25 protein-coding genes and 1 pseudogene are annotated in these 26,202 nt (G+C 70.8%); 19 read left to right on the plus strand and 7 right to left on the minus strand.

Features of this window, described 5'->3' with window-relative positions:
* Positions 1 to 307 precede the first annotated feature (307 nt).
* Complete coding sequence (locus tag HEP85_RS29495) at positions 308 to 1,084, plus strand: hypothetical protein (protein ID WP_168530598.1); 777 nt, start codon at positions 308 to 310, stop codon at positions 1,082 to 1,084.
* On the opposite strand, the gene HEP85_RS29500 is transcribed toward HEP85_RS29495, so the two are convergent.
* Positions 1,008 to 2,327: a D-arabinono-1,4-lactone oxidase gene (locus HEP85_RS29500; protein WP_168530599.1), complete on the minus strand. Its 1,320-nt coding sequence runs from the start codon at positions 2,325 to 2,327 to the stop codon at positions 1,008 to 1,010. The genes HEP85_RS29495 and HEP85_RS29500 overlap by 77 nt on opposite strands.
* Entirely contained in the window at positions 2,287 to 3,525 is a 1,239-nt protein-coding gene (locus HEP85_RS29505; protein WP_168530600.1) for an MFS transporter, read from the minus strand. The genes HEP85_RS29500 and HEP85_RS29505 overlap by 41 nt, the downstream gene beginning before the upstream one ends.
* Positions 3,526 to 3,700: 175 nt before the next feature.
* Here HEP85_RS29505 and HEP85_RS29510 point away from each other — a divergent pair.
* Together HEP85_RS29510 and HEP85_RS29515 are read left to right on the plus strand one after the other, a co-directional pair.
* Positions 3,701 to 4,827, plus strand: a pseudogene (locus HEP85_RS29510) (ferrochelatase).
* A 50-nt stretch (positions 4,828 to 4,877) separates the two neighbouring features.
* Positions 4,878 to 5,693 carry an inositol monophosphatase family protein gene (locus HEP85_RS29515; RefSeq protein ID WP_168530602.1) on the plus strand — a complete coding sequence of 272 codons (816 nt, stop codon included), beginning with the start codon at positions 4,878 to 4,880 and terminating at the stop codon, positions 5,691 to 5,693.
* Between the two features lie 97 nt (positions 5,694 to 5,790).
* Here the strand turns inward: HEP85_RS29515 and HEP85_RS29520 are convergent, their stop codons facing one another.
* Positions 5,791 to 5,964, minus strand: coding sequence for a hypothetical protein (locus HEP85_RS29520; protein WP_168530603.1), 174 nt, complete (start codon positions 5,962 to 5,964; stop codon positions 5,791 to 5,793).
* 416 nt (positions 5,965 to 6,380) lie between these two features.
* Between HEP85_RS29520 and HEP85_RS29525 the strand changes: the two genes are divergently transcribed.
* The 4 genes from HEP85_RS29525 to HEP85_RS29540 all read left to right on the plus strand — a co-directional run bounded on the left by HEP85_RS29525 (position 6,381) and on the right by HEP85_RS29540 (position 9,948).
* On the plus strand, positions 6,381 to 7,034 hold the full coding sequence (locus HEP85_RS29525; protein ID WP_153288146.1) for a response regulator transcription factor: 654 nt from the start codon (positions 6,381 to 6,383) through the stop codon (positions 7,032 to 7,034).
* 6 nt (positions 7,035 to 7,040) lie between these two features.
* Positions 7,041 to 8,273 (plus strand): cell wall metabolism sensor histidine kinase WalK, encoded by a 1,233-nt coding sequence (locus HEP85_RS29530; RefSeq protein WP_168530604.1) that lies wholly within the window; start codon positions 7,041 to 7,043, stop codon positions 8,271 to 8,273.
* A gap of 393 nt (positions 8,274 to 8,666) precedes the next feature.
* A complete protein-coding gene (locus tag HEP85_RS29535; protein ID WP_003997302.1) occupies positions 8,667 to 8,963 on the plus strand; it encodes a DUF4193 domain-containing protein in 297 nt (98 codons plus the stop codon).
* A 13-nt stretch (positions 8,964 to 8,976) separates the two neighbouring features.
* The gene (locus HEP85_RS29540) at positions 8,977 to 9,948 is read left to right on the plus strand and encodes a hypothetical protein (RefSeq protein WP_329527599.1); all 972 of its coding nucleotides are present in this window, start codon (positions 8,977 to 8,979) and stop codon (positions 9,946 to 9,948) included.
* Between the two features lie 132 nt (positions 9,949 to 10,080).
* Here the strand turns inward: HEP85_RS29540 and HEP85_RS29545 are convergent, their stop codons facing one another.
* Entirely contained in the window at positions 10,081 to 10,542 is a 462-nt protein-coding gene (locus HEP85_RS29545; protein WP_168530606.1) for a DUF3093 domain-containing protein, read from the minus strand.
* 58 nt (positions 10,543 to 10,600) lie between these two features.
* Between HEP85_RS29545 and HEP85_RS29550 the strand changes: the two genes are divergently transcribed.
* From HEP85_RS29550 to HEP85_RS29595, 10 genes are all read left to right on the plus strand, one after another.
* On the plus strand, positions 10,601 to 11,185 hold the full coding sequence (locus HEP85_RS29550) for a PaaI family thioesterase (RefSeq protein WP_168530607.1): 585 nt from the start codon (positions 10,601 to 10,603) through the stop codon (positions 11,183 to 11,185).
* Positions 11,182 to 11,697: a dUTP diphosphatase gene (gene dut, locus HEP85_RS29555; protein WP_168530608.1), complete on the plus strand. Its 516-nt coding sequence runs from the start codon at positions 11,182 to 11,184 to the stop codon at positions 11,695 to 11,697. The genes HEP85_RS29550 and dut overlap by 4 nt, the downstream gene beginning before the upstream one ends.
* A 1-nt stretch (position 11,698) precedes the next feature.
* Positions 11,699 to 12,460: a DUF3710 domain-containing protein gene (locus HEP85_RS29560; protein WP_168530609.1), complete on the plus strand. Its 762-nt coding sequence runs from the start codon at positions 11,699 to 11,701 to the stop codon at positions 12,458 to 12,460.
* A gap of 274 nt (positions 12,461 to 12,734) precedes the next feature.
* The gene (locus HEP85_RS29565) at positions 12,735 to 13,949 is read left to right on the plus strand and encodes an alginate lyase family protein (RefSeq protein WP_168530610.1); all 1,215 of its coding nucleotides are present in this window, start codon (positions 12,735 to 12,737) and stop codon (positions 13,947 to 13,949) included.
* A gap of 82 nt (positions 13,950 to 14,031) precedes the next feature.
* Positions 14,032 to 14,724, plus strand: a complete 693-nt coding sequence (locus HEP85_RS29570) for an ABC transporter ATP-binding protein (protein WP_369657894.1) — start codon at positions 14,032 to 14,034, stop codon at positions 14,722 to 14,724.
* 124 nt (positions 14,725 to 14,848) lie between these two features.
* On the plus strand, positions 14,849 to 17,392 hold the full coding sequence (locus HEP85_RS29575; RefSeq protein WP_168530612.1) for a sensor histidine kinase KdpD: 2,544 nt from the start codon (positions 14,849 to 14,851) through the stop codon (positions 17,390 to 17,392).
* Complete coding sequence (locus HEP85_RS29580) at positions 17,389 to 18,072, plus strand: response regulator (RefSeq protein ID WP_168530613.1); 684 nt, start codon at positions 17,389 to 17,391, stop codon at positions 18,070 to 18,072. Before HEP85_RS29575 ends, HEP85_RS29580 begins: the two co-directional genes overlap by 4 nt.
* Positions 18,073 to 18,136: 64 nt before the next feature.
* The gene (locus HEP85_RS29585) at positions 18,137 to 18,535 is read left to right on the plus strand and encodes an OB-fold nucleic acid binding domain-containing protein (RefSeq protein ID WP_148010914.1); all 399 of its coding nucleotides are present in this window, start codon (positions 18,137 to 18,139) and stop codon (positions 18,533 to 18,535) included.
* 3 nt (positions 18,536 to 18,538) lie between these two features.
* The gene (locus HEP85_RS29590; RefSeq protein WP_168530614.1) at positions 18,539 to 19,294 is read left to right on the plus strand and encodes a DUF3159 domain-containing protein; all 756 of its coding nucleotides are present in this window, start codon (positions 18,539 to 18,541) and stop codon (positions 19,292 to 19,294) included.
* A gap of 331 nt (positions 19,295 to 19,625) precedes the next feature.
* Positions 19,626 to 20,216 (plus strand): GNAT family N-acetyltransferase, encoded by a 591-nt coding sequence (locus tag HEP85_RS29595; RefSeq protein WP_168530615.1) that lies wholly within the window; start codon positions 19,626 to 19,628, stop codon positions 20,214 to 20,216.
* 69 nt (positions 20,217 to 20,285) lie between these two features.
* Here HEP85_RS29595 and HEP85_RS29600 read toward each other — a convergent pair whose 3' ends face one another.
* From HEP85_RS29600 to HEP85_RS29610, 3 genes are all read right to left on the minus strand, one after another.
* Positions 20,286 to 20,957, minus strand: coding sequence for a TrkA family potassium uptake protein (locus tag HEP85_RS29600; RefSeq protein WP_329291012.1), 672 nt, complete (start codon positions 20,955 to 20,957; stop codon positions 20,286 to 20,288).
* Positions 20,957 to 21,628 carry a TrkA family potassium uptake protein gene (locus tag HEP85_RS29605; RefSeq protein ID WP_168530617.1) on the minus strand — a complete coding sequence of 224 codons (672 nt, stop codon included), beginning with the start codon at positions 21,626 to 21,628 and terminating at the stop codon, positions 20,957 to 20,959. The genes HEP85_RS29600 and HEP85_RS29605 overlap by 1 nt, the downstream gene beginning before the upstream one ends.
* 221 nt (positions 21,629 to 21,849) lie before the next feature.
* Positions 21,850 to 22,128: a hypothetical protein gene (locus HEP85_RS29610; protein WP_369657895.1), complete on the minus strand. Its 279-nt coding sequence runs from the start codon at positions 22,126 to 22,128 to the stop codon at positions 21,850 to 21,852.
* A 529-nt stretch (positions 22,129 to 22,657) separates the two neighbouring features.
* Between HEP85_RS29610 and HEP85_RS29615 the strand changes: the two genes are divergently transcribed.
* Positions 22,658 to 24,709 (plus strand): APC family permease, encoded by a 2,052-nt coding sequence (locus tag HEP85_RS29615; RefSeq protein ID WP_168530618.1) that lies wholly within the window; start codon positions 22,658 to 22,660, stop codon positions 24,707 to 24,709.
* Positions 24,710 to 24,848: 139 nt separating this feature from the next.
* Positions 24,849 to 26,177, plus strand: a complete 1,329-nt coding sequence (locus HEP85_RS29620) for a class I SAM-dependent RNA methyltransferase (protein ID WP_329291019.1) — start codon at positions 24,849 to 24,851, stop codon at positions 26,175 to 26,177.
* Positions 26,178 to 26,202: the final 25 nt, after the last annotated feature.

Genomic DNA, 26,202 nt, shown 5'->3' on the forward strand with positions numbered 1-26,202 from the left:
AAGTGACGAACTCCATCACCCTGTGCAACGAGCCCCCTCCCGGCGGTCCTGGCAGGCCCCGGACACCCTGGCGGGAGTCCGGACCCAGGGCTCGCAAGAGTACTCCATTCGGGCCATGTGCGTGGATCGGCACGCCGCCCAACTTCTAGCGGGGGGTGGTAGTTGGCCGTCCGATGCGCCGTTTTCGTGACCCCGAAACGTGGCGTACTTCACGTAACCGGCGGAAACGGAACTAAAGGTTTCCTTCAGCCGTCCTTTCTCGTGCAGTAGGTCGACCAAGTACGGGAAAGGCAGGCAAGGTCCGGGTATGCGTGGAGTGCCGGGTTCCGGAGAAGATCCGAGTGCCGCAGCGGCGGCCGGGAGGAAACGGCTGGATCTGAGCCTTCCGCAGGTGGCGGGCAGCGCGGTGGCCGCCGTGGTGGCCGCGAAACTCGCCTCCTACTTCGGTGTCTACGGGACGATCCTGGGCGCGGGCCTGGTCAGTGTCGTCGCCACCTGCGGCGGCACCGTCTTCCAGCACTTCTTCAGGCGCACCGGCGAACAGATACGCGACGTGGGAGTCCAGGCGAAACCGGCGCGGCCGGGGTTCCGGCCGGCGCCGTTGCCGGGGGAGTTCGGCGAGGGGACGGTCTACCGCGCCCGGGTCAGGAGCTGGAAGCGGCCGTTGGTCGCCGCGGCGTTCGTCTTCGGCGTCACCATGGCGGGCGTCACCACGTACGAACTTGTCTCGGGGCAGAGCTTCAGCGGGGACGGGAGGAGCACCACCGTCGGTGACGCTTTCCAGAGGAGCGGCTCCGGCAACGGCAGGTCCGGCACGGGCCCGACGCCGGAGTCCGGCACTTCCGGTAGGACACCCCCCACCGGTTCCTCCCCGCAGCCCTCGAACTCCGGTTCGGGTGACGGCTCCGGCACGACGAGCGGTGGGGACGGGGGGACGACCCCCACACCGACGCCGAGTTCCAGCGCCGGCCCACAGGCGCCGGACGAGACCCCGGCGCCGAGCGCGTCTACGAGCCCAGCACCCGACGCAGGTAGTCATTCCCGAAGCGCCGATCCGGGTCCAGCCGATCCCGCAACGCCGTGAACTCGCCGAAGCGCGGGTACACCCGGGAGAAGTACTCCGCGTCCCGCGTGTGCACCTTGCCCCAGTGCGGGCGGCCTTCGTGCGCCGTGAAGATCCGCTCGGCCGCGGTGAAGTACGCCTGGTAGGGCGTACCCCGGAACATGTGTACGGCGATGTAGGCGGTCTCCCGGCCGGACGCGGTGGACAGCGTGATGTCGTCCGCGGGGGCGGTGCGCACCTCGACGGGGAAGCTGACCCGCAGGGCGGAACGGTCCACCATCGTCTTCAGCTCGCGCAGGGTGTCGACGAGGGCCTCGCGCGCGACCGCGTACTCCATCTCCACGAAGCGCACCCGGCGTGGGGAGGTGAAGACCTTGTAGGGGATGTCGGTGTACGTCCGCGCGGAGAGCGCGCGGCTGGAGATCTTCGCGATCGCCGGGATGGCGGCGGGCGCGGCGCGGCCGAGCAGATTGGCCACCTGGAAGACGCCGTTGGAGAGGAACTCGTCCTCGATCCAGCCGCCGAGCCGTCCGACGGGCCTCTCGGGACCGGCGCTGCGGTTGTTGCGCTTGGTGTTGCAGTTGCCGGTGTGGGGGAACCAGTAGAACTCGAAGTGCTCGTTCTCGGCGAACAGTTCGTCGAAGTCGGCGGTGACCCGGTCGAAGGTCATCGGCTCCTCGCGGGCCGTGAGCAGGAACAGGGGCTCCACGGAGAGGGTGATCGCCGTGACGACCCCCAGGGCGCCTATGCCGAGCCGGGCGGCCGCGAAGACCTCGGGGTTCTCCTTCTCGGAGCAGGTCAGGACCGAGCCGTCCGCCGTGACCAGCTCAAGGCCCTTGATCTGGGCGGCGATCGAGGCCGAGTCGCGTCCCGTGCCGTGCGTTCCGGTGCTGGTCGCCCCCGACACCGTCTGCTCCATGATGTCGCCCATGTTCGTGAGCGACAGTCCCTCGCGCGCGAGTGCCACGTTGAGGCGCTTGAGCGGGGTGCCCGCCTCGACGGTGACGGTGCCCGCCTCGCGGTCGAGGGCGCGGATGCCGGTCAGCAGCTGAGGGCGGATCAGTACGCCGTCGGTCGCGGCGGCGGCGGTGAAGGAGTGCCCGGTTCCGACGGCCTTCACCTTCAGGCCCTCGTCCGCGGCCGCGCGGATGGCGGCGGAGAGCTCTTCGACCGAGGCGGGGGTGACCTCCCGTACGGGACGGGCGGTTACGTTCCCCGCCCAGTTACGCCACGTGCCGCTCTTCCCGCTCACTGTGGTGCTCATGGGTCCCCTCCCGCTGCGGAACCGGCCTGTTCAGCCGGCGATACCCGAGGAAACCGACCGCGACCGCGACGGCCCCGGCCACCGCCGGAACCCCGTACCCGGCCTTCGCGCCGGCGGCGTCGATCACCCAGCCGGCCACGGAGGAGCCGAGCGCGACCCCGACCGCGAGTCCGGTGCTCACCCAGGTCATGCCCTCGGTCAGTTTCGCGCGTGGTACGTGCTGTTCGATGAGGGACATCGTCGTGATCATCGTGGGAGCGATGGACAGCCCCGCAACGAACAGCGCCACGGCCAGGAACGGCAAGTTTCCGACCAGTAGGAGGGGGATCATACTCACGGCCATCGCGCATATGCCCAGCAGCCACCGGGCTTCGGCCGAGCCCTTGAAGTGCAACAGCCCGAACACGGCCCCCGCCAGGCAGGAGCCGGCCGCGTAGAGCGCCAGGACGACACTCGCGGCACCCTTGTGCCCCTGCTCCTCGGCGAAGGCCACGGTGACCACGTCGACGGCCCCGAAGATCGCCCCCGTAGCGACGAAGGTGGCCACCAGGACCTGGAGTCCGGCCGAGCTCATCGCCGAGCCGCGGTGGTGCTGCTCGCGCGGATGCGGCACGGGTTCGGTGGCCCGCTGGGCCGTCAGCCAGAAGACACCGACCGCCAGGAAGCAGGCCGCGAGCAGTGGTCCGGCCTCGGGGAACCACACCGTGGACAGGCCGATCGAGAGGATCGGCCCGAAGATGAAGCAGACCTCGTCGACCACGGACTCGAACGAGTACGCGGTGTGCAGCTGCGGGGTGTCCCGGTAGAGGGCGGCCCAGCGGGCCCGGACCATCGCGCCCATGCTGGGCACGCAGCCGATCCCGGCCGCGCAGAGGAACAGCACCCAGTCCGGCCAGTCGAAGTGCGCGGCGAGCAGCAGCCCGGCGGACGCGGCCAGCGCGAACAGGGTGACGGGGCGCAGCACCCGGCGCTGCCCGTACCGGTCCACCATCCGGGAGACCTGCGGACCCAGCGCCGCGGCCGCCAGCGCCATGGTCGCGGACAGCGCGCCCGCGAGCCCGTAGCGCCCGGTGAGCTGGGAGATCATGGTCACCACGCCGATGCCCATCATCGACAGCGGCATCCGGCCGAGGAAGCCCGCGGCGGAGAAGCCCTTGGAGCCGGGGGCGGTGAACAGGGCGCTGTACGGGCTGGGCACGGGTGTCTCCGGTGGGCTCGGCCCGGCCACCCGGTCACCATGGGCGTCCGAACTCCGGTAAGGCGTGAAGGTAGCCGATACAGCTTACGGGTTAGGTGACCCTAATGCACTCCTCGGGTCCGCCCCGGCCGTGGCCGTTGTCCCGCCGTCAGCGGCGGATGGCAGGATCGGACGCATGCCAGATGCGCTCGATGCCCGTCCCTACGACGCCCTGCTCCTGCTCTCGTTCGGCGGCCCCGAAGGCCCGGACGACGTGGTTCCGTTCCTGGAGAACGTGACGCGCGGGCGAGGCATCCCCAAGGAACGGCTCAAGGAAGTGGGCCGGCACTACTTCCTGTTCGGCGGGGTCAGCCCCATCAACGACCAGAACCGTGCCCTGCTCGACGCCCTCCGCAAGGACTTCGCGGAGCACGCCCTGGACCTCCCCGTGTACTGGGGCAACCGCAACTGGGCCCCCTACCTGACCGACACCCTGCGGGAGATGACCGCCGACGGCCGCCGCCGCGTCCTCGTCCTCGCCACCAGCGCCTACGCCTCGTACTCGGGCTGCCGTCAGTACCGCGAGAACCTCGCCGAGTCCCTGGCCGCGCTGGAGGCCGAGGGCCTGGAGCCGCCCCGGGTGGACAAGCTGCGGCACTACTTCAACCACCCGGGGTTCGTGCGCCCCATGATCGACGGCGTCCTGAAGTCCCTCGCCGACCTGCCCGAGGACGTACGGGAGGGCGCGCACCTCGCCTTCACGACCCACTCGATCCCGGACGCGGCGGCCGACACCTCCGGCCCCGTCGAGGACCACGGCGACGGCGGCGCCTACGTCGGACAGCACCTGGACGTGGCCCGGCTGATCGCCGACGCCGTGCGCGAGGAGACCGGGACCGAGCACCCCTGGCGGCTCGTCTACCAGTCGCGCTCCGGCGCCCCGCACATCCCCTGGCTGGAGCCCGACATCTGCGACCACCTGGAGGAGCTGCACGGCGCCGGGGTCCCGGCCGTCGTGATGGCCCCCATCGGGTTCGTCTCGGACCACATGGAGGTGCTGTACGACCTCGACACGGAGGCCACCGCCAAGGCGGCGGAGCTCGGGCTGCCGGTGCGCCGCTCGGCGACCGTCGGCGCCGACCCCCGGTTCGCCGCGGCGGTCCGCGACCTCGTCCTGGAACGCGCCGCGACCGAGAGCGGGCGGCGGCCGGCCCCCTGCGTCCTCGGCACCCTCGGCCCGAGCCGGGACCTGTGCCCGGTGGGCTGCTGCCCCGCCCGTGCCCCCAAGCCCGCGCCGCGGGCGCCGACAGCCCGTACGCCTAGGGGATGTCGTCCCGCCGGACTGACCCAGACGACATCTCCCGAGGAGCCCCGTGATCGAGCCCCTGCACACCCAACTGCTCCAGCTCGCGCACGACGCCGCCCGCCGTGCCGGCGAGCTGCTGCGCGACGGGCGCCCGGCCGACCTCACGGTCGCCGCCACCAAGTCCAGCCCGATCGACGTCGTCACCGAGATGGACATCGCCGCCGAGAAGCTGATCACCGACCTGATCTCCCAGCACCGCCCGCACGACGGCTTCCTCGGTGAGGAGGGCGCCGCCAGTGAGGGCACCAGCGGCATCCGCTGGGTCGTGGACCCGCTCGACGGCACGGTGAACTACCTCTACGGGCTGCCGACCTGGGCGGTGTCCATCGCGGCCGAGCAGGACGGCGAGACCGTCGTCGGGGTCGTCGCGGCACCGATGCGCGGCGAGACCTACAACGCCGTGCGCGGCCGGGGCGCCCGCGCCACCGGCGCCTGGGTCGGCGAGCGCCGGCTGACCTGCCGGCCCTCGCCTCCCCTGGACGAGGCCCTGGTCTCGACCGGCTTCAACTACGTGAGCGAGGTCAAGGTCCACCAGGCCGACGTCGCCCAGCGGCTGATCCCGCTGGTGCGCGACATCCGGCGCTCCGGCTCCGCGGCGGTCGACCTGTGCGACGTCGCGGCGGGCCGCCTCGACGGCTACTACGAGCGCGGCCTCCACCCCTGGGACCTCGCGGCGGGCGACCTGATCGCCCGTGAGGCGGGCGCCCTGACCGGTGGGCGCCCCGGAGAGCGGCCCGCGCGGGAGCTTGCGGTGGCGGCGTCACCGGGCGTCTTCGAGCCCCTCCAGCGGCTCCTGGAGGAGTTCGGCGCCTGGCACGACTGACGGTGTCCGAGCGGGACGGGCGCCGTCCCCGCGACGGCGAACGAAGCGGGGCCCCGGTACTGGATCGACACCGGGGCCCCGCTCGCGTACGAACTGATCAGACGCGCGTCGCGCCGACCTCCACACCGTGCTCGGCGGCGAGGCGGCGAAGGTCCTCGAGCTCGGCCTGCTCGACCTCCGCGAGGAAGTCGTCGCCTGTCTCGCGAGCCCGCGTCAGGTCGGACTCGGTCGCCTTTATGCGCTGCAGAAGTCCTGCGGTGAATGCGTCCATGCTGCGCCCCCTCGTCCTGGGTCGTGGGTCGATGGCACGGGGGTGTGCCGTTGGGAAGGGGCGATCACGTCTCCAGAGGGTGCCCAGCGCTGCCCGGGCTGGGCGGCGACGGTGCCGGACACCCACGCCCGCTCTGCGGAAGCGGTTGGACGTACCACAAGGTGGCTTGCCACATGCAGAGCGTGATCGCGGGGTGTAAATCCGTCCTCCCCCCGCTCTCTTCCGTGGAAACCTCAACCCGAAGAGAAAATCCCGCATTCCCGGGGCCCCGAACCCCCGCGACGGACGCCCTCTCACCCGTCTTACAGCCGGTTTATGGCCGAAAAAGGCAGGATGGAGGTCTTACCCGGGACGGACCCCCCACCCGCGCGCGCCGAGGAGGCGCTGCGCGGGTGGACAGAGGAAGGACAAGCGACGTGCGCGTACTCGTCGTCGAGGACGAGCAGCTGCTCGCCGATGCGGTGGCCACCGGACTGCGCCGGGAGGCCATGGCCGTCGACGTCGTGTACGACGGCGCGGCCGCCCTGGAGCGGATCGGCGTCAACGACTACGACGTGGTCGTCCTCGACCGCGACCTCCCGCTCGTGCACGGGGACGACGTCTGCCGCAGGATCGTCGAGCTGGGCATGCCCACCCGCGTCCTGATGCTGACCGCCTCCGGCGACGTCAGCGACCGTGTCGAGGGCCTGGAGATCGGCGCCGACGACTACCTCCCCAAGCCGTTCGCCTTCAGCGAGCTGACGGCACGCGTGCGTGCCCTCGGCCGCCGTACGAGCGTGCCGCTGCCGCCCGTCCTGGAGCGCGCCGGGATCAAGCTCGACCCCAACCGCCGCGAGGTCTTCCGTGACGGCAAGGAGGTCCAGCTCGCGCCCAAGGAGTTCGCCGTCCTGGAGGTGCTGCTGCGCAGCGAGGGCGCCGTCGTCTCCGCCGAGCAGCTCCTGGAGAAGGCCTGGGACGAGAACACGGACCCCTTCACCAACGTCGTGCGCGTGACCGTGATGACCCTGCGCCGCAAACTCGGCGAGCCCCCGGTGATCGTCACCGTGCCCGGCTCCGGGTACCGGATCTGACCGGCGGTGGCCACGACTCCGGCGCCGTCGACGGCGCCCCCGAAGCCCACCTGGGACCCCCGGCGGGCGGAGCCTCCGTTCCCCTGGCTGCGCCCGACCATCCGCATACGGCTCACGCTGCTCTACGGCGGCATGTTCCTGATCGCCGGCATCATGCTGCTGTCGATCATCTACCTGCTCGCCGCGCAGGCACTGAACGCGGGCAGCCAGCTCCCGTTCAGAATCCTCTCGGGCCAGGTCGGAAGCAGCACGTGCAACTTCCCGTCCGCGCCGTCGCCGAACGAGCTCAACAACGCGATGAACGTCTGCGTCAACCAGCAGCGTCAGCACGCTCTGGACGACCTGCTCAGCCGCTCCCTGCTCGCGCTGCTCGGCCTCGCCATCATCGCCTTCGCCTTCGGCTACGCGATGGCGGGCCGGGTGCTCTCGCCGCTCGGCCGGATCACCCGCACCGCGCGCGCGGTGGCGGGCTCGGACCTGTCCCGGCGGATCGAGCTGGACGGCCCGGACGACGAGCTGAAGGAGCTGGCGGACACCTTCGACGACATGCTGGAGCGGCTCCAGCGGGCCTTCACCGCCCAGCAGCGGTTCGTCGGCAACGCCTCGCACGAGCTGCGCACGCCGCTCGCGATCAACCGCACGCTCCTCGAGGTCCATCTCTCCGACCCCGGCGCGCCGGTCGAACTGCAGCAGCTCGGCAAGACACTGCTCGCCACGAACGAGCGCAGTGAGCAGCTCGTCGAGGGCCTGCTGCTGCTCGCCCGCAGCGACAACCAGATCGTGGAGCGCAAGCCCGTCGACCTCGCCGAGGTCGCCTCGCAGGCCGTGGACCAGGTGCACGGCGAGGCCGAGGCCAAGGGTGTGCGGATCGGCGGAGAGCGCGCCGCGGCGGTCGTCCAGGGCAACGGCGTCCTGCTGGAGCGGATCGCGCTGAACCTCGTCCAGAACGCCGTGCGGTACAACGTGCCGGAGGACGGCTGGGTCGAGGTCACGACCCTGGTCCAGCACGGTCACGCGGTCCTGCTGGTCTCGAACACGGGACCGGTGGTTCCCGCGTACGAGATCGACAATCTTTTCGAGCCTTTCCGGCGCCTGCGCACGGAACGCACGGGCAGTGACAAGGGTGTGGGCCTCGGCCTGTCGATCGCCCGGTCGGTGGCCCGCGCCCACGGGGGCCATATCGCCGCGGAGCCGCGTGAGGGAGGTGGTCTCGTGATGCGAGTCACCCTTCCGATCTGAGAGCATGACCCCCACACACGAGGATGTTCGCTTTGCGCGGAATTTTCTGGTCACCCCTCGGGGAGGCCCGTGTGTGATCGATCACAAGGGCGATATTCCGGCCATCTACTCTCCGTGGTCGCGCAAGCTGCCGGAAAGCCGGGAAAATCCGGGTTTTCGGGGGTCTTGATCACGGGAAGTACACGGTGGGACGCCTTTGAAGTGCGACCTTCAGACCGTGTACGGTCCGCATCGCCATCCAAGCCGATCACCTTTCAGGAGTCCGGTTGGGTGTCGATTGAGTAACAGACCTTGATGTGAGGCAAAATCTCCGCCTCAGGTCGGGCACAAGTCCGGCCTCTCACGCGTTACGTGCGCTGGAGACACCGCAGACACCCAGAGGGGGAGAGCGACATGGCAACGGATTACGACACCCCACGCAAGACCGACGACGACGTCGACTCGGACAGCCTTGAAGAACTGAAGGCTCGCCGGAACGACAAGTCCACGTCGTCTGTCGACGTAGACGAGTTCGAGGCCGCAGAAGGCCTGGAACTGCCCGGGGCCGACCTCTCGAACGAGGAGCTGGCCGTCCGGGTACTGCCCAAGCAGCAGGACGAGTTCACTTGCATGAGCTGCTTCCTGGTGCACCACCGCAGCCAGCTGGCCCGCGAGAAGAACGGTCAGCCGATCTGCCGCGACTGCGACTGAGGCAGGGTCGGCCGTGACTGGCTCGACCCCTCCTTGGAAGCGCCGCTTCCCCCACAGGGACGCGGACGAAGGGCCGTCACAGGGCCCTGAAGGCGTGCGTGACGACGAGCGGGGCTCTTCCCGACCAGGATCAGCCTCGCTCGACCCGGCGCCCGCCACAGCGCCGACAGGCGCCTCCACGCGGGCCGGTGACCCAACGCCGGCCGGCACCCCCGCACCGGGTGAGGACCAGGTGCACACGGACGCCCCCGCGCCCGCCGCAGGCGGCCGTGCGGCGGCCGTTCGGGACGGGGTCAGGAAGGGCGTCCGCAAGAGCGGCAGCAAGGCCAGGGCGGGCCTGGCCTACCTCGCCGACCGGATCATCGACATCGCGCCCCGGGTTCCGGTCCGGGACCTCGCGACCCTCCGCGGACAGTTCCCCGGCCTCGACGCCGAGCAGCTCGCGGACAAACTCGTCGCGGGCGCGGCCAACGCGACGTCCACGGTGGGCGCCGGAATCGGCGCGGCCGCCATGCTGCCGGTACCGCCCGCGATGCCCACGGAACTCGCCGCCGAGATCACCGGGGTCGCCGCGATCGAGCTCAAGCTGATCGCCGAACTCCACGAGGTCTACGGCCTGCGACCGCCGGGCACCCTTCCCCAGCGGAGCACCGCCTACCTGAACTCGTGGTCCTCCGAGCGCGGGATCGACGTGAGCAAGCCGTCGACCCTCAACGCGGCGCTGGGCGGCCAGATGAAGCGGGAGCTGCGCCAGCAGATCATGAAACGCACGGTCCGCGACCTGCCGAACCTGATGCCGTTCATGGTGGGCGCCGCGGTCGGGGCGGTCATGAACCGCCGGGACACCAAACGTCTCGCGGCACGCATCCGCAAGGACCTCCGCAGAAACCAGGTGCCCTGGGCCGAGCTGCCCGAACTGCCGCCCCTGGAGAAACCGGCGGATCCGCTGCGGATGGGGGAGATCCCCAAGGAACTGGGGCCCTGAGCGACCCTCGGCGTCACCAGCCCGTGGTGACGCCGTCCCGCGCCCTCATACCCGGGCGCGGGGTGGACCGACTTCATCCGTGCTTTATCCGTGCTTTACCCGGGCCTTACCCGGGCTTGTCCGGGCGCGCGGCTAGGCCGACGCCCGCGCCGACTCCAGGGCCGTCCTCAGGCGCTCCGGCTCCCGCGTCGACAGGTACAGGTACGGGGTCGGGTCGGCCGGGTCCGTGACCTGCACGCGCAGGGCCGTGGGGATGTAGGACCGCAGAAGCATGAAGGCGCGGGTGTCCGCCTTGTGCGTACGCCAGGCGCGCGCCTCCTCCTGGTCCAGGATCTCGGCGTCGCCCAGGGCGGCGACCGGGATCCGGGCCTCGCCCGCGATCAGCGAGTCGCCGACGACACGGATGCGGACCGAACCGTACGAGCTGGCCACGACGGCGGAGACCGCGGTGCCGCCGACCAGCCCGCCCAGCAGGGGCAGCGTCCCGAAGGGGAGGAAGACCAGGGCCAGCGCGACCCCGACCAGGAAGCAGACCGCCCACCAGCTGCGGGGTGCGGTGAGGCGTTCTTCGTACGGGGAGGCGGAGAGCTGCATGGAGCCAAGCTTGGCACGGTGCGTGCACCCCGCCGACGCGCGGGTAAGGTCTGCGCCTGTGAGTGGTACTTCCGCAGCTCTGAAGCCTCCCCCCGACGCCGTCGTGCCGGTGCGGCACCCCGACGCGCCCGCCCCCGGCGAGCTCCTCGGCGCGCACTACGAACAGTGTTTCGGATGCGGCGGTCAGCAGCCGCACGGACTGCATCTGGCGGCCCGTGCCGGTGAGGGCGTCAGGATCACGGCGGAGTTCACCGTACGGGCCGCCCACCAGGGTGCTCCCGGGCTCGCGCACGGCGGCGTGCTGGCCACGGCGCTCGACGAGACGCTCGGCTCGCTCAACTGGCTGCTGCGCGTCATCGCCGTCACCGGCCGTCTGGAGACCGACTTCGTGCGGCCGGTCCCCGTGGGCACCGTGCTGTACCTGGAGGCCGAGGTCACCGCCGTGGCCGGCCGCAAGATCTACTCGACCGCCACCGGCCGGATCGGTGGGCCCGAGGGGCCCCTGGCCGTCCGTGCGGACGCCCTCTTCATCGAGGTCAAGGTCGACCACTTCATCGACAACGGCCGCCCGGAGGAGATCCGGGCCGCCATGAACGACCCGGACCGGAACCGCCGTGTCCGTGCCTTCGAGGTGAACCCGTGACCCGTCATCCCGTGGACGTGCTGATCCGGCGCGTAGATCCGGACGTTCCGCTTCCCGAATACGCGCATCCCGGTGACGCCGGTGCCGATCTGCGCACCACCGAGGAGCGTGAGCTGAAGCCGGGTGAACGTGCCGTTCTGCCCACCGGAGTGTCCATCGCGCTGCCGGAGGGGTACGCGGCCTTCGTGCACCCGCGTTCCGGGCTCGCCGCCCGCTGCGGTGTCGCCCTCGTGAATGCCCCGGGGACGGTTGATGCCGGGTACCGTGGGGAGATCAAGGTGATCGTGGTGAATCTCGACCCGTACGAGTCCGTGCGGTTCGAGCGCTTCGACCGGATTGCCCAACTGGTCGTCCAGCAGGTCGAGAAGGTCCGCTTCCATGAGGTGGCGGAGCTTCCCGACTCGGCGCGGGCCGCAGGGGGCCTCGGGTCCACCGGCGGTCATGCCGCCGTGGGCGGCACCACGGGTGGGAATCGATACGCTTCGGTCGTATCCGACCGGGAAGGACAGTGACGTGTTCGGACGTCGCAAGAAGGGCAGTGCCGCCGAGGACGCGGCGGGCGAGGCCGAGCAGGTCGTCGACGGAGTCGACACTGAGACGGACGGGGCGGAGCGGGAGCGCGTGAGGCTCGAGCCGGAGCCGCGACCCGACGGACCCTGGGACGACTCGGAGGTGCGGGACCCCGCCGAGGGCCGGGTGGACCTGGGTGGTCTTTTCATCCCCGGAGTCGACGGCATGGAGCTGCGGGTCGAGGTCGCGGGCGACGCGATCGTCGCGGCCACCGTCGTCCTCAAGGACAGCGCCGTGCAGCTGCAGGCCTTCGCCGCTCCCAAGCGCGAGGGCATCTGGGGCGAGGTGCGGGAGGAGATCGCCTCCGGCATCACTCAGCAGGGCGGTGTCATCGACGAGGTCGAGGGCCCGCTGGGCTGGGAGCTGCGGGCGCAGGTGCCGGTGCAGCTGCCGGACGGCACGGGCGGTTTCCAGGTCGTGCGGTTCGTCGGTGTGGACGGCCCCCGCTGGTTCCTGCGCGGAGTGATCTCCGGGCAGGGCGCGGTGCAGCCGCAGGCCGCGGGACTGCTGGAGCAGATCTTCAGGGACACGGTCGTCGTGCGCGGCGAGGGCCCGATGGCCCCCCGTGACCCGATCGTCCTGAAGCTGCCGGACGACGCGCAGATGGTGGCCGAGGGTGTCCAGCAGGAGGAGCAGGCCGGTTCCCGCTTCTCCGGCGGCATGGGTCAGCTGCAGCGCGGACCGGAGATCACCGAGGTCCGCTAGCCACCGGCGCACACCGAGAACGTAAACGTACGAAAGGGCCGCATCCCCGACAAGGGGTGCGGCCCTTTCTCCGTGGGCGCACGGGGACTCGGGGCGAGGGTGCCCGTGCGTCACGACCGTCCCCTTGCGGCAAGTTCTCATCCATGAACGGCAGTTGAACTGCGCGTCCTTCTTCGGCTCTTGACGGAAGTCTGGTCCGTACCTATGGTCACCGGCCAGCGCGCGTGTTCAGAAACCAGTGTGTCGTTCACATACGAGAACGGATATCCCCCACATGCTTGACGCCCCCGCACGTCATCGCCGTCGGCCACGCACCGCCCTCCTCGCCGTCGCCGCGACGGCCGCCCTGGTCTCCGGCCTCCTCACCTGGCCCGCCGCCCACCGCGCCGACGCCGCCCCCGCCGCCTTCGCGCACCCCGGAGTCACCGTCTCCAAGGCGCAACTGGACTTCACCCGCACCCAGGTCAACGCGGGAGCCCAGCCCTGGAAAGGCGCGTACGACCAGATGATGGCGAGCAAGTACGCCTCGCTGACCCGCACCGCCAAGCCCCGCGCGACCGTGGAGTGCGGCTCGTACTCCAACCCCAACTACGGCTGCACCGACGAGCGCGAGGACGCGATCGCCGCGTACACCGACGCCCTCGCCTGGTACATCACCCGCGACGACCGGTACGCGAAGAAGTCCATCGAGCTCATGGACGCCTGGTCGGGCGTCATCAAGGAACACACCAACAGCAACGCGCCCCTGCAGACCGGCTGGGCGGGCTCCTCCTGGCCCAAGGCCGCCGAGATCATCAAGTACACCTACACCGGCACCTGGGCCAACTCCGGGCGTTTCTCGACCATGCTGCGCAACGTCTATCTGCCCGAGGTGATCAACGGCTCCAACTCCAACGGGAACTGGGAGCTGTCGATGATGGAGGCCGCCGTCGGCATCTCCGTCTTCCTGGAGGACAAGACCTCGTACGACAAGGCCATGGCGAAGTTCCGGACCCGGACGGCCGCGTACGTCTACCTCGCCTCCGACGGCGACCTGCCCAAGACCGTGCCGAGCCAGAACCTCGACACCAAGGCGAAGATCGTCAGCTACTGGCAGGGGCAGTCCACCTTCGTCACCGGACTCACCCAGGAGACCTGCCGCGACTTCACCCACACCGGATACGGCATCTCGGCCATCTCGCACATCGCCGAGACCAGCCGCATCCAGGGCGCGGACCTCTACGGCACCGACGTCGGCGAGCGGCTGCGCCAGGCGCTCGGCTTCCAGTCGAAGTACCAGCTGGGCGAGGCGGTGCCGAGCTCACTGTGCGGAGGCTCCCTCACCCTCGGGCTCGGGCCGGTCACCGAGGTCGGCTACAACGCCCTGCACAACCGGCTGGGCATCGCGATGACCAACACCCAGAGGCTGACCGAACAGAACCGGCCGTCCGGCAGCAACAACCTGTTCGTCGCCTGGGAGACTCTGACCCACGGGGACAACCCCAGCTGACCCGCCGCCCCGTCCGGGCACCGGTGCGACACCGTGTGCCCGGACGTCCCGCCGGGAGGCATCCGGCCGGCACGGGAGAGGCATGAGCCAGGTCGCCACGGACACCGCGGTACGCGTCGAGAACGTGCACCACGCGTACGGCAGCGGTGCCGCCGCCGTGCACGCGCTGCGCGGTGTCTCCCTCGAGGTGCCGCGCGGCGAGTTCGTCGTCCTGCGTGCCCGCCCCGGGGCGGGCAGAAGCACGCTCCTCAACCTCGTCGGCGGCCTCGACGAGCCGGACGCCGGGCGGATCACCGTCGACGGGCTGGAGCCGGGCGCCCTGGACGAGGACGCGCTGCTGGAACTGCGCCGGGACCGGATCGGCTTCCTCCTCCCGTCCGCCGGACTCGTCCCCGTCCTCACCGTCGCCGAGAACGTCGCTCTGCCGCTGCGGCTGACCGGGGCCCCGGCGCACGAACACGGCGACCGCGTCGAGCGGCTGCTCTCCCTCGTCGGCCTGGCCCGCCACGCGGCGTGCCGGCCCGGGGAACTGTCCGCCGGACAGCGCCGCCGCGTGGCCGTCGCGCGCGCCCTCGTCCACCGCCCCGCGCTCCTGCTCGCCGACGAACCGACCAGCGGGCTCGACGCCGAAACCGGCCTCGCCCTCCTGGAACTGCTGCACGCCGTCGTCCGCCACGAACACGCGACAGCCCTGGTCGCCGCACGTGACGCCGCCCCGGCGGCCCCGGCCGACCGGGTGCTGGAGCTGACCGACGGAAAACTCACCGCGCGCTGACCCGACCTGCGCATCAGGGTTGCGTCAAAGACGGTCACCCGTCGACCGAGCGCCCCATTTGTCGTAATTATGGGCCGTAAGGTCGACGCAGCGTACAGAGCATTGACAGGAAGACAATGGGGCCATGGGACGCGGCAAGCTTCGGATCTACCTCGGCGCGGCACCGGGCGTCGGCAAGACGTACGCGATGCTCTCCGAGGCGCACCGGCGCATGGAGCGCGGCACCGACTGCGTCGTCGCCTTCGTGGAGCACCACAACCGGCCGCGCACCGAGGTGATGCTGCACGGTCTGGAGCAGATCCCGCGCAAGGAGCTCGACTACCGCGGCTCCTCCTTCACCGAGATGGACGTGGACGCCGTACTGCGCCGCGCCCCGGCCGTCGCCCTGGTGGACGAACTCGCGCACACCAATGTCCCCGGTTCCCGCAACGCCAAGCGCTGGCAGGACGTGGCGGAGCTGCTCGCGGCCGGGATCGACGTCGTCTCGACCGTCAACATCCAGCACCTGGAGTCACTCGGCGACGTCGTCGAGTCGATAACCGGCGTACGGCAGCGGGAGACCGTCCCCGACGAGGTCGTCCGCCGGGCGGACCAGATCGAGCTGGTCGACATGTCGCCCCCGGCACTGCGCCGCCGTATGGCGCACGGCAACATCTACAAGTCCGACAAGGTCGACGCGGCCCTGTCCAACTACTTCCGCCCCGGCAATCTCACCGCGCTGCGTGAGCTGGCCCTCCTCTGGGTGGCCGACCGGGTCGACGAGTACCTGACCGAGTACCGCAGCGAGCACCGGGTCTCCAAGATCTGGGGCTCGCGCGAACGGATCGTGGTGGGTCTGACCGGCGGCCCCGAGGGGCGCACCCTGATCCGGCGTGCCGCGCGGCTGGCCGAGAAGGGCGCGGGCGGCGAGGTCATGGCCGTCTACATAGCGCGCAGCGACGGACTCACCAACGCCTCGCCCAAGGAACTGGCCGTCCAGCGCACCCTGGTCGAGGACCTCGGCGGCACCTTCCACCACGTCATCGGCGACGACATCCCCGTCTCGCTCCTGGACTTCGCACGCGGGGTCAACGCCACCCAGATCGTGCTCGGCTCCTCCCGCCGCAAGACCTGGCAGTACGTGTTCGGGCCCGGCGTCGGCGCCACGGTCGCCCGGGAGTCCGGCCCCGACCTGGACGTCCACATCGTCACCCACGACGAGGTCGCCAAGGGCCGCGGACTGCCCGCGGCCCGCGGCGCGCGGCTCGGCCGCTCCCGGATCATCTGGGGCTGGCTGATCGGCGTGGGCGGCCCGGTGGCCCTCGCGCTGCTGCTCAACACCGTCGACCTCGGCCTCGCCAACGACATGCTGCTGTTCCTGACGGTGACGGTGGCGGCCGCCCTGCTCGGCGGCCTGTTCCCGGCCCTCGCCTCGGCGGCCTTCGGCTCCCTGCTGCTGAACTACTTCTACACACCGCCGCTGCACCGCTTCACGATCGCGGACCCCAAGAACATCGTCGCCATCGCGATCTTCGTGGGTGTCGCGGTCTCGGTGGCCTCCGTGGTGGACCTGGCCGCCCGCCGCACCCACCTGGCGGCCAGGCTGCGCGCCGAGTCGGAGATCCTGTCCTTCCTCGCGGGCAGCGTCCTGCGCGGTGAGACCAGCCTGGAAGCCCTCCTGGAACGGGTCCGGGAGACCTTCGGGATGGAGTCGGTCGCGCTGCTGGAGCGGGCGGGCGGCGTCGACCCGTGGACCTGCGCGGGCAGCGTGGGCCCGCGGTCGCCGCTGCGGCCCGAGGACGCGGACGTGGACATGCCGGTCGGCGACCACATGGCGCTCGCGCTCTCCGGACGCGTGCTGCCCGCCTCCGACCGCAGGGTGCTCGCCGCCTTCGCCGCCCAGGCCGCCGTCGTGCTGGACCGCCAGCGCCTCCAGCACGAGGCCGACCAGGCCAAGGAGCTGGCCGAGGGCAACCGCATCCGCACCGCGCTGCTGGCCGCCGTCAGCCACGACCTGCGTACCCCGCTGGCCGCGATCAAGGCCGCCGTGTCCTCACTGCGGTCCGACGACGTGGCCTGGTCGGAGGAGGACCAGGCGGAGCTCCTGGAGGCGATCGAGGAGGGCGCCGACCGCCTCGACCACCTGGTGGGCAACCTGCTCGACATGTCCCGCCTCCAGACCGGCACGGTCACCCCGCTGATCCGGGAGATCGACCTCGACGAGGTGGTGCCGATGGCGCTGGGCGGCGTACCCGAGGACAGCGTGGACCTGGAGATCCCCGAGGTCCTGCCGATGGTCGCCGTCGACGCGGGGCTGCTGGAGCGGGCGGTCGCCAACCTCGTCGAGAACGCCGTCAAGTACAGCCCCGTCGACGACCGGGTCCTCGTCTCCGCGAGCGCCATCGCCGACCGCGTGGAGGTACGCGTGGTCGACCGCGGCCCCGGCGTCCCGGACGAGGCCAAGGACCGCATCTTCGCGCCCTTCCAGCGCTACGGCGACGCCCCGCGCGGCGCCGGAGTGGGCCTCGGGCTCGCCGTCGCCCGTGGCTTCGCCGAGTCGATGGGCGGCACACTGAACGCCGAGGACACCCCCGGCGGCGGACTCACCATGGTGCTCACGGTCCGGGCGGTGGACCGCCGTCCGGACCCGCTCACCTCACCCGCAGTCGCAGAAAGGCAGGTCTCATGACCCGGGTTCTCGTGGTCGACGACGAGCCGCAGATCACCCGAGCCCTCGTCATCAACCTGAAGGCACGCAAGTACGAGGTCGACGCGGCCCCCGACGGCGCCACCGCGCTCCAGCTCGCCGCCGCACGCCATCCCGACGTGGTCGTGCTCGACCTCGGGCTGCCCGACATGGACGGCGTCGAGGTCATCAGGGGGCTGCGCGGCTGGACCCGGGTACCGATCCTGGTGCTCTCCGCCCGGCACTCCTCCGACGAGAAGGTCGAGGCGCTCGACGCGGGTGCCGACGACTACGTCACCAAGCCCTTCGGCATGGACGAACTGCTCGCCCGGCTGCGCGCCGCCGTCCGCCGCGCCGAGCCCACCGGGTCCGGCGAGGACGACGTCGTCGTCGACACCGAGGACTTCACGGTCGACCTGGCGGCCAAGAAGGTCAACCGCGCCGGACGCGACGTCCGGCTGACCCCCACGGAGTGGCACCTCCTGGAGGTACTGGTCCGCAACACCGGCCGCCTGGTCAGCCAGAAGCAGCTGCTCCAGGAGGTGTGGGGGCCGTCGTACGGCACGGAGACGAACTATCTGCGGGTCTACATGGCCCAGCTGCGCCGCAAGCTGGAGGCGGATCCCTCGCATCCGCGGCACTTCGTCACGGAGCCGGGGATGGGCTACCGGTTCGAGAGATGAGCGGTGCTTGAGAGAGCGACGTCGTGGGTACGACGCTGTCATCGGCCCCCGGTAGGCTTTCGGTATGAGTGCTGTTCCTCGTTCCGAAAAGCCGGCGGGCCGGTTCCGGCGCATGATAGACCGGCTCTCCTCGTCCCAGGAGGACCTGGAGTCCGAGGAGCTGCGCGAGGAAGCCGAGACGACGGGGTGCACCCGCATCGGCGACTGCCACGACCGGCAGATCGTCACGGTTACTGGTACGTTGCGCACGGTCACTCTGCGTCCACGAGCCGGAGTCCCGGCGCTGGAGGCCGAGCTGTTCGACGGCTCGGCGGCTCTGGACGTGGTCTGGCTCGGCAGACGCTCCATCGTGGGAATCGAGCCGGGGCGCAAGATGATCGCTTCGGGGCGCATCTCGATGAGCCGGGGCCGTAGGGTGCTGTTCAACCCGAAGTACGAACTCAGACCGCTCGGACGGGAGTAGCCGGTGACGTCGCTCGACAAGCCGACCGAAGACCCCCAGCAGGACGCGAGGGCGGTGACGGAGGCCGCGCTCTTCGAGGCGTTCGGCGGTGTGCGGGGCATGGTCGAGACCGTGGTCCCCGGCCTGCTCTTCGTCACCATCTTCACGATCAACAAGGACCTCCACTGGTCGGCGATCGCCGCCCTCGGAGTGTCCCTGCTGCTCGTCGTCGTCCGCCTCGTCATGCGCGACACCGTCAAGCACGCCTTCAGTGGCGTCTTCGGCGTCGCCTTCGGCGTGGTCTTCGCGATGATGACGGGCAACGCGAAGGACTTCTACCTGCCGGGCATGCTCTACACGCTCGGCCTGGCCGTCGCCTACATCGTCACGACCCTCGCGGGTGTGCCCCTGATCGGCCTGATCCTCGGCCCGGTCTTCAAGGAGAACCTCTCCTGGCGTACCCGCAACCCGGGCCGCAAGAAGGCGTACGCGAAGGCGAGCTGGGCCTGGGGCCTGATCCTGCTCGCCAAGTGCGCGGTCCTCTTCCCGCTCTACTGGTGGGCCAACACCGCGCAACTGGGCTGGGTCCTGGTCGCGTTGAAGATCCCGCCGTTCCTGCTGGCCGTCTGGCTCACCTGGGTGTTCCTGGCGAAGGCCCCGGCCCCCATCGACGTGTTCGCGGAGATGGAGGCGGAGGAGCAGGCCGAGAAGGAGCGCGAGGCCGCCCTCGCGCAGGAGGACGCCGAGGCCACGGCCGGCCGTCACCGCCGCGACACCTAGGGCGTGTTGCGAAAGTCCCGCCTGCCTCGCGACGCCTGGCACGCCCTCTCGCCGCACCGGGCGAAAACCCGAGTACGTCCAGTACGCGGGCTTCCGCCCGGCCCGCCGAGAGCACGCACCAGACGCCGCGAGGCCCGCCCTCCGGGCGGACGACGGGACTTTCGCAACACGCCCTAGTCACCCGTACGAGTGTGGGGCGCCCGGAGATCTCCGGGCGCCCCACACTCGTATCCGGGCGCTCCCGTCCTGTACCGGTGCGCCCCGCGCCCGTGCCCCGCCATCGGGGGAATTCGGTGGCCGCGCGGCGGGGCGGGCGTCACAATCGCCGCTCATGGAACCTGTCTCGCTCACCACGGAGCGTCTGCTGATCCGCCCGCACGACGCGCGTGACGAGGACGCGCTCCTCGCCGCCTGCCAGGACCCCGAGATCGCGCGGTGGACGGACTTCCCCTCGCCCTACGAGCGCCGGCACGCCGCCTTCTACCTGCGGGCGCTGGTGCCGCGGGGCTGGCGCGACGACTCGATGTACCACTTCGCGGCGGAGCGGCGGGACGACGGCGACGGCACCCTCGTGGCGTCCGTCAACGTGCACCGGCAGGCCGACATCTGGGGCATCGGGTACTGGACCGTGGCGGAGCACCGGGGCCGGGGCTATGCGACGGAGGCCGTCGGCGCGCTGGCGCGGTGGGCTTTCACCGAGCTGGGCGTGCAGCGTCTGGAGTGGCGGGCGGAGGCGGGCAACCGTGGCTCGTGGGCGGTCGCCCGGAAGGCCGGCTTCGTATGGGAGGGCGCGCTGCGGGCCGCGCAGACCGGGCGGGACGGTCTGCGGGACACCTGGCTCGGGGCGCTGCTGCCCGGCGACCTGGGTCTGCCCTTCGCTTTGCCGTACGGACCGGCCGCCGACGATCTCCAGGGGTCCTGACGAGAACGGTGAAGCCTCCACGGGCGTCCCGCGGAGGCTTCACCGTTCTTTCAGGGGGCCGGGCTGGTTCTACGCGTCCTCGCGGCGGACCGAGAGCAGGTCCTCCAGCTGCTCCTCGCGGGCCTGGGCGGCCACGAAGAGGAGCTCGTCGCCCGCCTCCAGGGAGTCCTCCTGGGAGGGGGTGAGGACCCGGGTACCGCGGATGATCGTGACCAGGGAGGTGTCCTGGGGCCACTCCACGTCACCCACCTGCGTCCCGGCCAGGGCCGACTCCGGCGGGAGGGTCAGCTCGACCAGGTTCGCGTCACCGTGGCTGAAGCGCAGCAGCCGGACCAGGTCGCCGACGCTCACCGCCTCCTCCACGAGGGCCGACATCAGGCGCGGTGTGGAGACGGCGACATCGACGCCCCAGGCCTCGTTGAACAGCCATTCGTTCTTCGGGTTGTTGACCCGGGCGACGACGCGCGGCACTCCGTACTCGGTCTTGGCGAGCAGCGAGACGACCAGGTTGACCTTGTCGTCACCGGTGGCCGCGATGACCACGTTGCAGCGCTGAAGTGCCGCCTCGTCCAGGGACGTGATCTCACAGGCGTCGGCGAGCAGCCACTCCGCCTGTGGGACGCGCTCGACCGAGATGGCGGTCGGCGCCTTGTCGATCAGCAGGATCTCGTGACCGTTCTCCAGGAGCTCGCCCGCGATCGAGCGGCCCACGGCGCCGGCGCCGGCAATGGCGACCCTCATCAGTGACCGTTCTCCTCTTCGGGGCCCTCGGCGAACGAGGCCTCGACCTTTTCGACGTCGTCCGTGCGCATCATCACGTGCACGAGGTCGCCCTCCTGCAGCACCGTCTGCGAGGTGGGCAGAATCGCCTCGCCCAGCCGGGTCAGGAAGGCCACCCGCACGCCGGTCTCGTCCTGGAGGCGGCTGATCTTGTGGCCGACCCAGGCGGCGGAGGCGTGCACCTCGGCGAGCTGCACCCCACCGGTGGGATCGCGCCACAACGGCTCGGCGCCCGACGGCAGCAGGCGGCGCAGCATCTGGTCGGCCGTCCAGCGGACGGTGGCGACGGTCGGGATGCCCAGGCGCTGGTAGACCTCGGCCCGGCGCGGGTCGTAGATGCGCGCCGCGACGTTCTCGATGCCGAACATCTCCCGGGCGACCCGGGCGGCGATGATGTTCGAGTTGTCCCCGCTGGACACGGCGGCGAAGGCGCCGGCCTCCTCGATGCCCGCCTCGCGCAGGGTGTCCTGGTCGAAGCCGACTCCGGTGACACGACGGCCGCCGAAACCGGAGCCGAGTCGTCGGAAGGCGGTGGGGTCCTGGTCGATCACCGCGACCGTGTGCCCCTGTTGCTCCAGGGTCTGGGCGAGAGCGGAACCCACTCTGCCGCAGCCCATGATGACGATGTGCACCTAGCCCAACCCCGCAGTCCTGGTCATCCCGCTGACCTGCGAAAACACCCTGCTCACTCTTCTCTCTCAGTCTGCCGGGCCCTCACGAGGCAACGGCATGCGGCGTTGCCGGGAACGAGCTTAAGGCGCAACCGCGGTCTTGCCCTCATCGATGCGGGGATCTCCTGTGGTGATCCCGGGCGGGGTCCCACCGGCGCACGTGGTGGGGTCCTCCCGCCGCGTTACGCGCCGGGGTGCGACGGGCGGGGCGGCAGGCCCGGGGGCACCACCCAGGCCATGGGGGAGCGCGCCGGTGCCGAGGTCGCCGAGGTCGCCGAGGTCGCGGAGGCCGGTGAGGTCGCGGAGACCGCCGAAGCAGCCGGAGCCGCGGGTGCCGCCGGGGTGGCGAGGGTCGTCGGGCCGGCCGGTACGGCCAGGGCGGCCGGGGCTGTCGGGGCTGCTGGGGCGCCCTGGCGCCGGTCGCCGGTCGTCTCGGCCGGGGCGTTGTCGGGAGCGTCCATACCCCGGACAACGACCCGAACCGGCCAGGAACGGAGCCCCTGCCACGCGGCGAGGACGCGCGGGAGGGACGCGGGAGGGACGGGGGAGGGGCGGGGGAGGGACGCGGGCGGGAAAGCAAGAAGGGGAACGGAGGGCGCCGGAAGGAGGAGGAGGCGGGAGACCCGAGCAGAGCCGGGTCATCCTTCGGGAAAGTTCAGGAAAAGAGACAAGAACCACAATGTGAACGGAATCCGCCTCTCCGGTCGCCCCGCTCAGCGCCGGCTGATGCTGCGCACGCTGACCAGGGTCAGGATTCCGAGGCCGACGAGTCCTGCGGCGGCGCCGATGAGCTGCGCGGTCGCGTGCATGGAACCTCCATAACTGGGCAAAAAGGGAACTTCGTCATATAGGCATGCGACTCTCGGATGTGCGGAATCCGCAACGGGACCCGTCCCCGTTTTCACTCGGAGAGCAGATGGGGAGGGGAAGCTGAGGTGATGCGGGACGGCGGGTGGGCGACCCCCCGTTCGAACGCTTACGATCCTCTGCGTGTCCAAACTGACCGACGTGCCCAAACGGATCCTGATCGGGCGCGCACTGCGCAGTGATCGGCTCGGAGAGACGCTCCTGCCGAAGCGCATCGCACTCCCCGTCTTCGCTTCCGACCCGCTCTCCTCCGTGGCGTACGCCCCCGGAGAAGTGCTCCTGGTCCTTTCCATCGCGGGCGTGTCGGCCTACCACTTCAGCCCCTGGATCGCGGTCGCGGTCGTCGTGCTGATGTTCACGGTCGTGGCGTCGTACCGCCAGAACGTGCACGCGTACCCCAGCGGCGGCGGCGACTACGAGGTCGCCAACACCAACCTCGGCCCCCGGGCCGGTCTCACCGTCGCCAGCGCGCTCCTCGTCGACTACGTGCTCACCGTCGCCGTGTCGATCGCGTCCGGCATCGAGAACCTCGGCTCCGCCATCCCCTTCGTCGTCGAGCACAAGGTGCTCTGCGCCGTCGTCGTCATCGTGCTGCTCACGCTGATGAACCTGCGCGGGGTCAAGGAGTCCGGAAAGCTCTTCGCGATCCCGACGTACGTCTTCGTGGCGGGCGTCTTCATCATGATCGCGTGGGGCGCCTTCCGCGGGCTCGTCCTGAACGACACCATGCGGGCGCCGACCTCCGGCTACCACATCAAGGCCGAGCACCAGGGTCTCGCCGGCTTCGCGCTCATCTTCCTGCTGCTGCGCGCCTTCTCCTCCGGCTGCGCCGCGCTGACCGGCGTCGAGGCCATCTCCAACGGCGTCCCCGCCTTCCGCAAGCCCAAGTCGAAGAACGCCGCGTCCACGCTGGCCGCGATGGGCCTGCTCGCCGTCACCATGTTCTGCGGGATCATCGCGCTGGCCATGACGACCAAGGTCCGGATGGCCGAGAACCCGGCCACCGACCTGATTCACAACGGCATCCCGATCGGCTCCGGATACGTCCAGAACCCGGTGATCTCCCAGGTGGCCGAGGCCGTCTTCGGCAAGGGCAGCTTCCTGTTCATCGTGCTCGCCGCGGCCACCGCGCTGGTCCTGTTCCTCGCGGCGAACACCGCGTACAACGGATTCCCGCTGCTCGGCTCGATCCTCGCCCAGGACCGCTACCTCCCGCGCCAGTTGCACACCCGCGGCGACCGCCTCGCCTTCTCCAACGGCATCGTGCTGCTCGCGGGCGCGGCGACCCTGCTGGTGGTCATCTACGGCGCGGACTCGACGCGGCTCATCCAGCTCTACATCGTCGGCGTCTTCGTCTCGTTCACGCTCAGCCAGACCGGCATGGTCCGGCACTGGAACCGCCATCTGCGCACCGAGACGGACCCGGCCAAGCGCAGCCACATGATCCGCTCCCGGGCCATCAACACCTTCGGCGCGTTCTTTACCGGCCTGGTGCTCGTCGTCGTCCTGGTCACCAAGTTCACGCACGGCGCCTGGGTCGCCCTGCTCGGCATGATGATCTTCTACGCGACGATGAGCGCGATCCGTAAGCACTACGACCGGGTCGCCGAGGAGATCGCCGCCCCCGAGGGCCCCTCCGACGACAGCGTGCGCCCCTCCCGCGTCCACTCCGTCGTCCTGATCTCCAAGATCCACCGCCCGACCCTGCGGGCCCTCGCCTACGCCAAGCTGATGCGCTCCGACACCCTCGAAGCGCTCAGCGTCAACGTCGACCCGGCCGAGACGAAGGCGCTGCGCGAGGAGTGGGAGCGGCGCGGCATCACCGTACCGCTGAAGGTCCTCGACTCCCCGTACCGCGAGATCACCCGCCCGGTCATCGAGTACGTGAAGGGTCTGCGCAGGGAATCGCCGCGCGACGTGGTCTCCGTCATCATCCCCGAGTACGTGGTCGGCCACTGGTACGAGCACCTGCTGCACAACCAGAGCGCGCTGCGCCTCAAGGGCCGGCTGCTGTTCACGCCCGGTGTGATGGTGACCTCCGTGCCCTATCAGCTGGAGTCCTCCGAGGCCGCGAAGCAGCGGGCCCGCAGGCGCCAGGACTGGAACGCGCCGGGCGCGGTGCGCCGGGGTCCGGCGGAGGAGCGGCCGAAGGAGTCCAGCGCTCCCAAGGGCTGACGCACTCGTGTCGAACGGCCGGGCACGGTCCACGTAGACTGGTGGGCTGTTGTCCGGCCGTTCCCGTCCGCGGGGGTGGCCGAGACCCCCGTTCCTGTCCCCCGCATCACCCCCCTTTCGCACCTGGAGTCACCCCGCCATGCAGGCAGAACCGAAGAAGTCGCTGGTGGGGGACGAGTACGAGGTGGAGATCGGTCCCGTCGCGCACGGCGGGCACTGCATCGCCCGTACGACCGAGGGCCAGGTCCTCTTCGTCCGGCACGCCCTGCCCGGTGAGCGTGTCGTCGCCCGCGTGACGGAGGGCGAGGAGGGCGCGCGTTTCCTGCGCGCCGACGCCGTCGAGATCCTGGACCCCTCGAAGGACCGCGTCGAGGCCCCCTGCCCGTACGCCGGCCCCGGCCGCTGCGGAGGCTGCGACTGGCAGCACGCCAAGCCGGGCGCGCAGCGCCGCCTCAAGGGCGAGGTCGTCGCCGAGCAGTTGCAGCGTCTCGCGGGGCTCACCCCCGAGGAGGCCGGCTGGGACGGCACCGTGATGCCCGCCGAGGGCGACAAGCTGCCCGCCGGTGAGGTCCCGGCCTGGCGCACCCGTGTCCAGTACGCCGTCGACGCCGACGGCAACGCCGGACTGCGCCGCCACCGCTCGCACGAGGTCGAGCCGGTCGAACACTGCATGATCGCGGCGCCGGGCGTCAGCGAACTGGGCATCGAGGAGCGCGACTGGGCCGGCATGGTGTCCGTCGACGCGATCGCCGCGACGGGATCCCAGGACCGCATGGTCATCCTGGAGCCGCAGCCCGGCGCCCGCCTTCCGCTCGTCGAGCTCGACAAGCCGGTCTCCGTGATGCGGGTCGCCGAACAGGACGGCGGCATCCACCGCGTCCACGGCCGCGCCTTCGTCCGCGAGCGGGCCGACGGCCGTACCTACCGCGTCGGCAGCGGCGGCTTCTGGCAGGTCCACCCGATGGCCGCCGACACCCTCGTCAAGGCCGTCATGCAGGGCCTGCTGCCGCGCAAGGGCGACATGGCCCTCGACCTGTACTGCGGCGTCGGCCTCTTCGCCGGAGCCCTCGCCGACCGCCTCGGCGACAAGGGCGCGGTCCTCGGCATCGAGTCCGGCAAGCGCGCGGTCGAGGACGCCCGCCACAACCTCGCCGCCTTCGAGCGCGTCCGCATCGAACAGGGCAAGGTCGAGGCGGTCCTCCCGCGCACCGGCATCACCGAGGTCGACCTCATCGTCCTCGACCCGCCCCGCGCCGGCGCCGGCAAGAAGACGGTCGAACTCCTGTCGTCGATGGGCGCACGAAAGATCGCGTACGTGGCCTGCGACCCGGCGGCGCTGGCTCGTGACCTGGCGTACTTCCGTGACGGTGGGTACAAGGTGCGGACGCTGCGGGCGTTCGATCTTTTCCCGATGACGCATCATGTGGAGTGCGTCGCGATCCTCGAACCCGTCAAGGACGAACTCTGAGACGGTCGTGATCCCGGTTCGGTCC

Origin of the sequence: Streptomyces sp. RPA4-2, from assembly GCF_012273515.2 — a bacterium.
In the GTDB taxonomy this organism is placed as follows: Bacteria; Actinomycetota; Actinomycetes; order Streptomycetales; family Streptomycetaceae; genus Streptomyces; species Streptomyces kaempferi.

Excerpts from the sequence above, each read along its gene's own strand:
- HEP85_RS29620 (WP_329291019.1), top strand. The coding sequence starts at position 24,849 with ATGCAGGCAGAACCGAAGAAGTCGCTGGTGGGGGACGAGTACGAGGTG.
- HEP85_RS29595 (WP_168530615.1), top strand. The coding sequence starts at position 19,626 with ATGGAACCTGTCTCGCTCACCACGGAGCGTCTGCTGATCCGCCCGCAC.
- HEP85_RS29580 (WP_168530613.1), top strand. The coding sequence starts at position 17,389 with ATGACCCGGGTTCTCGTGGTCGACGACGAGCCGCAGATCACCCGAGCC.
- HEP85_RS29565 (WP_168530610.1), top strand. The coding sequence starts at position 12,735 with ATGCTTGACGCCCCCGCACGTCATCGCCGTCGGCCACGCACCGCCCTC.
- HEP85_RS29495 (WP_168530598.1), top strand. The coding sequence starts at position 308 with ATGCGTGGAGTGCCGGGTTCCGGAGAAGATCCGAGTGCCGCAGCGGCG.
- HEP85_RS29610 (WP_369657895.1), bottom strand. The coding sequence starts at position 22,128 with ATGGACGCTCCCGACAACGCCCCGGCCGAGACGACCGGCGACCGGCGC.
- HEP85_RS29575 (WP_168530612.1), top strand. The coding sequence starts at position 14,849 with ATGGGACGCGGCAAGCTTCGGATCTACCTCGGCGCGGCACCGGGCGTC.
- HEP85_RS29545 (WP_168530606.1), bottom strand. The coding sequence starts at position 10,542 with ATGCAGCTCTCCGCCTCCCCGTACGAAGAACGCCTCACCGCACCCCGC.
- HEP85_RS29585 (WP_148010914.1), top strand. The coding sequence starts at position 18,137 with ATGAGTGCTGTTCCTCGTTCCGAAAAGCCGGCGGGCCGGTTCCGGCGC.
- HEP85_RS29570 (WP_369657894.1), top strand. The coding sequence starts at position 14,032 with ATGAGCCAGGTCGCCACGGACACCGCGGTACGCGTCGAGAACGTGCAC.
- HEP85_RS29500 (WP_168530599.1), bottom strand. The coding sequence starts at position 2,327 with ATGAGCACCACAGTGAGCGGGAAGAGCGGCACGTGGCGTAACTGGGCG.
- HEP85_RS29520 (WP_168530603.1), bottom strand. The coding sequence starts at position 5,964 with ATGGACGCATTCACCGCAGGACTTCTGCAGCGCATAAAGGCGACCGAG.
- HEP85_RS29535 (WP_003997302.1), top strand. The coding sequence starts at position 8,667 with ATGGCAACGGATTACGACACCCCACGCAAGACCGACGACGACGTCGAC.
- HEP85_RS29600 (WP_329291012.1), bottom strand. The coding sequence starts at position 20,957 with ATGAGGGTCGCCATTGCCGGCGCCGGCGCCGTGGGCCGCTCGATCGCG.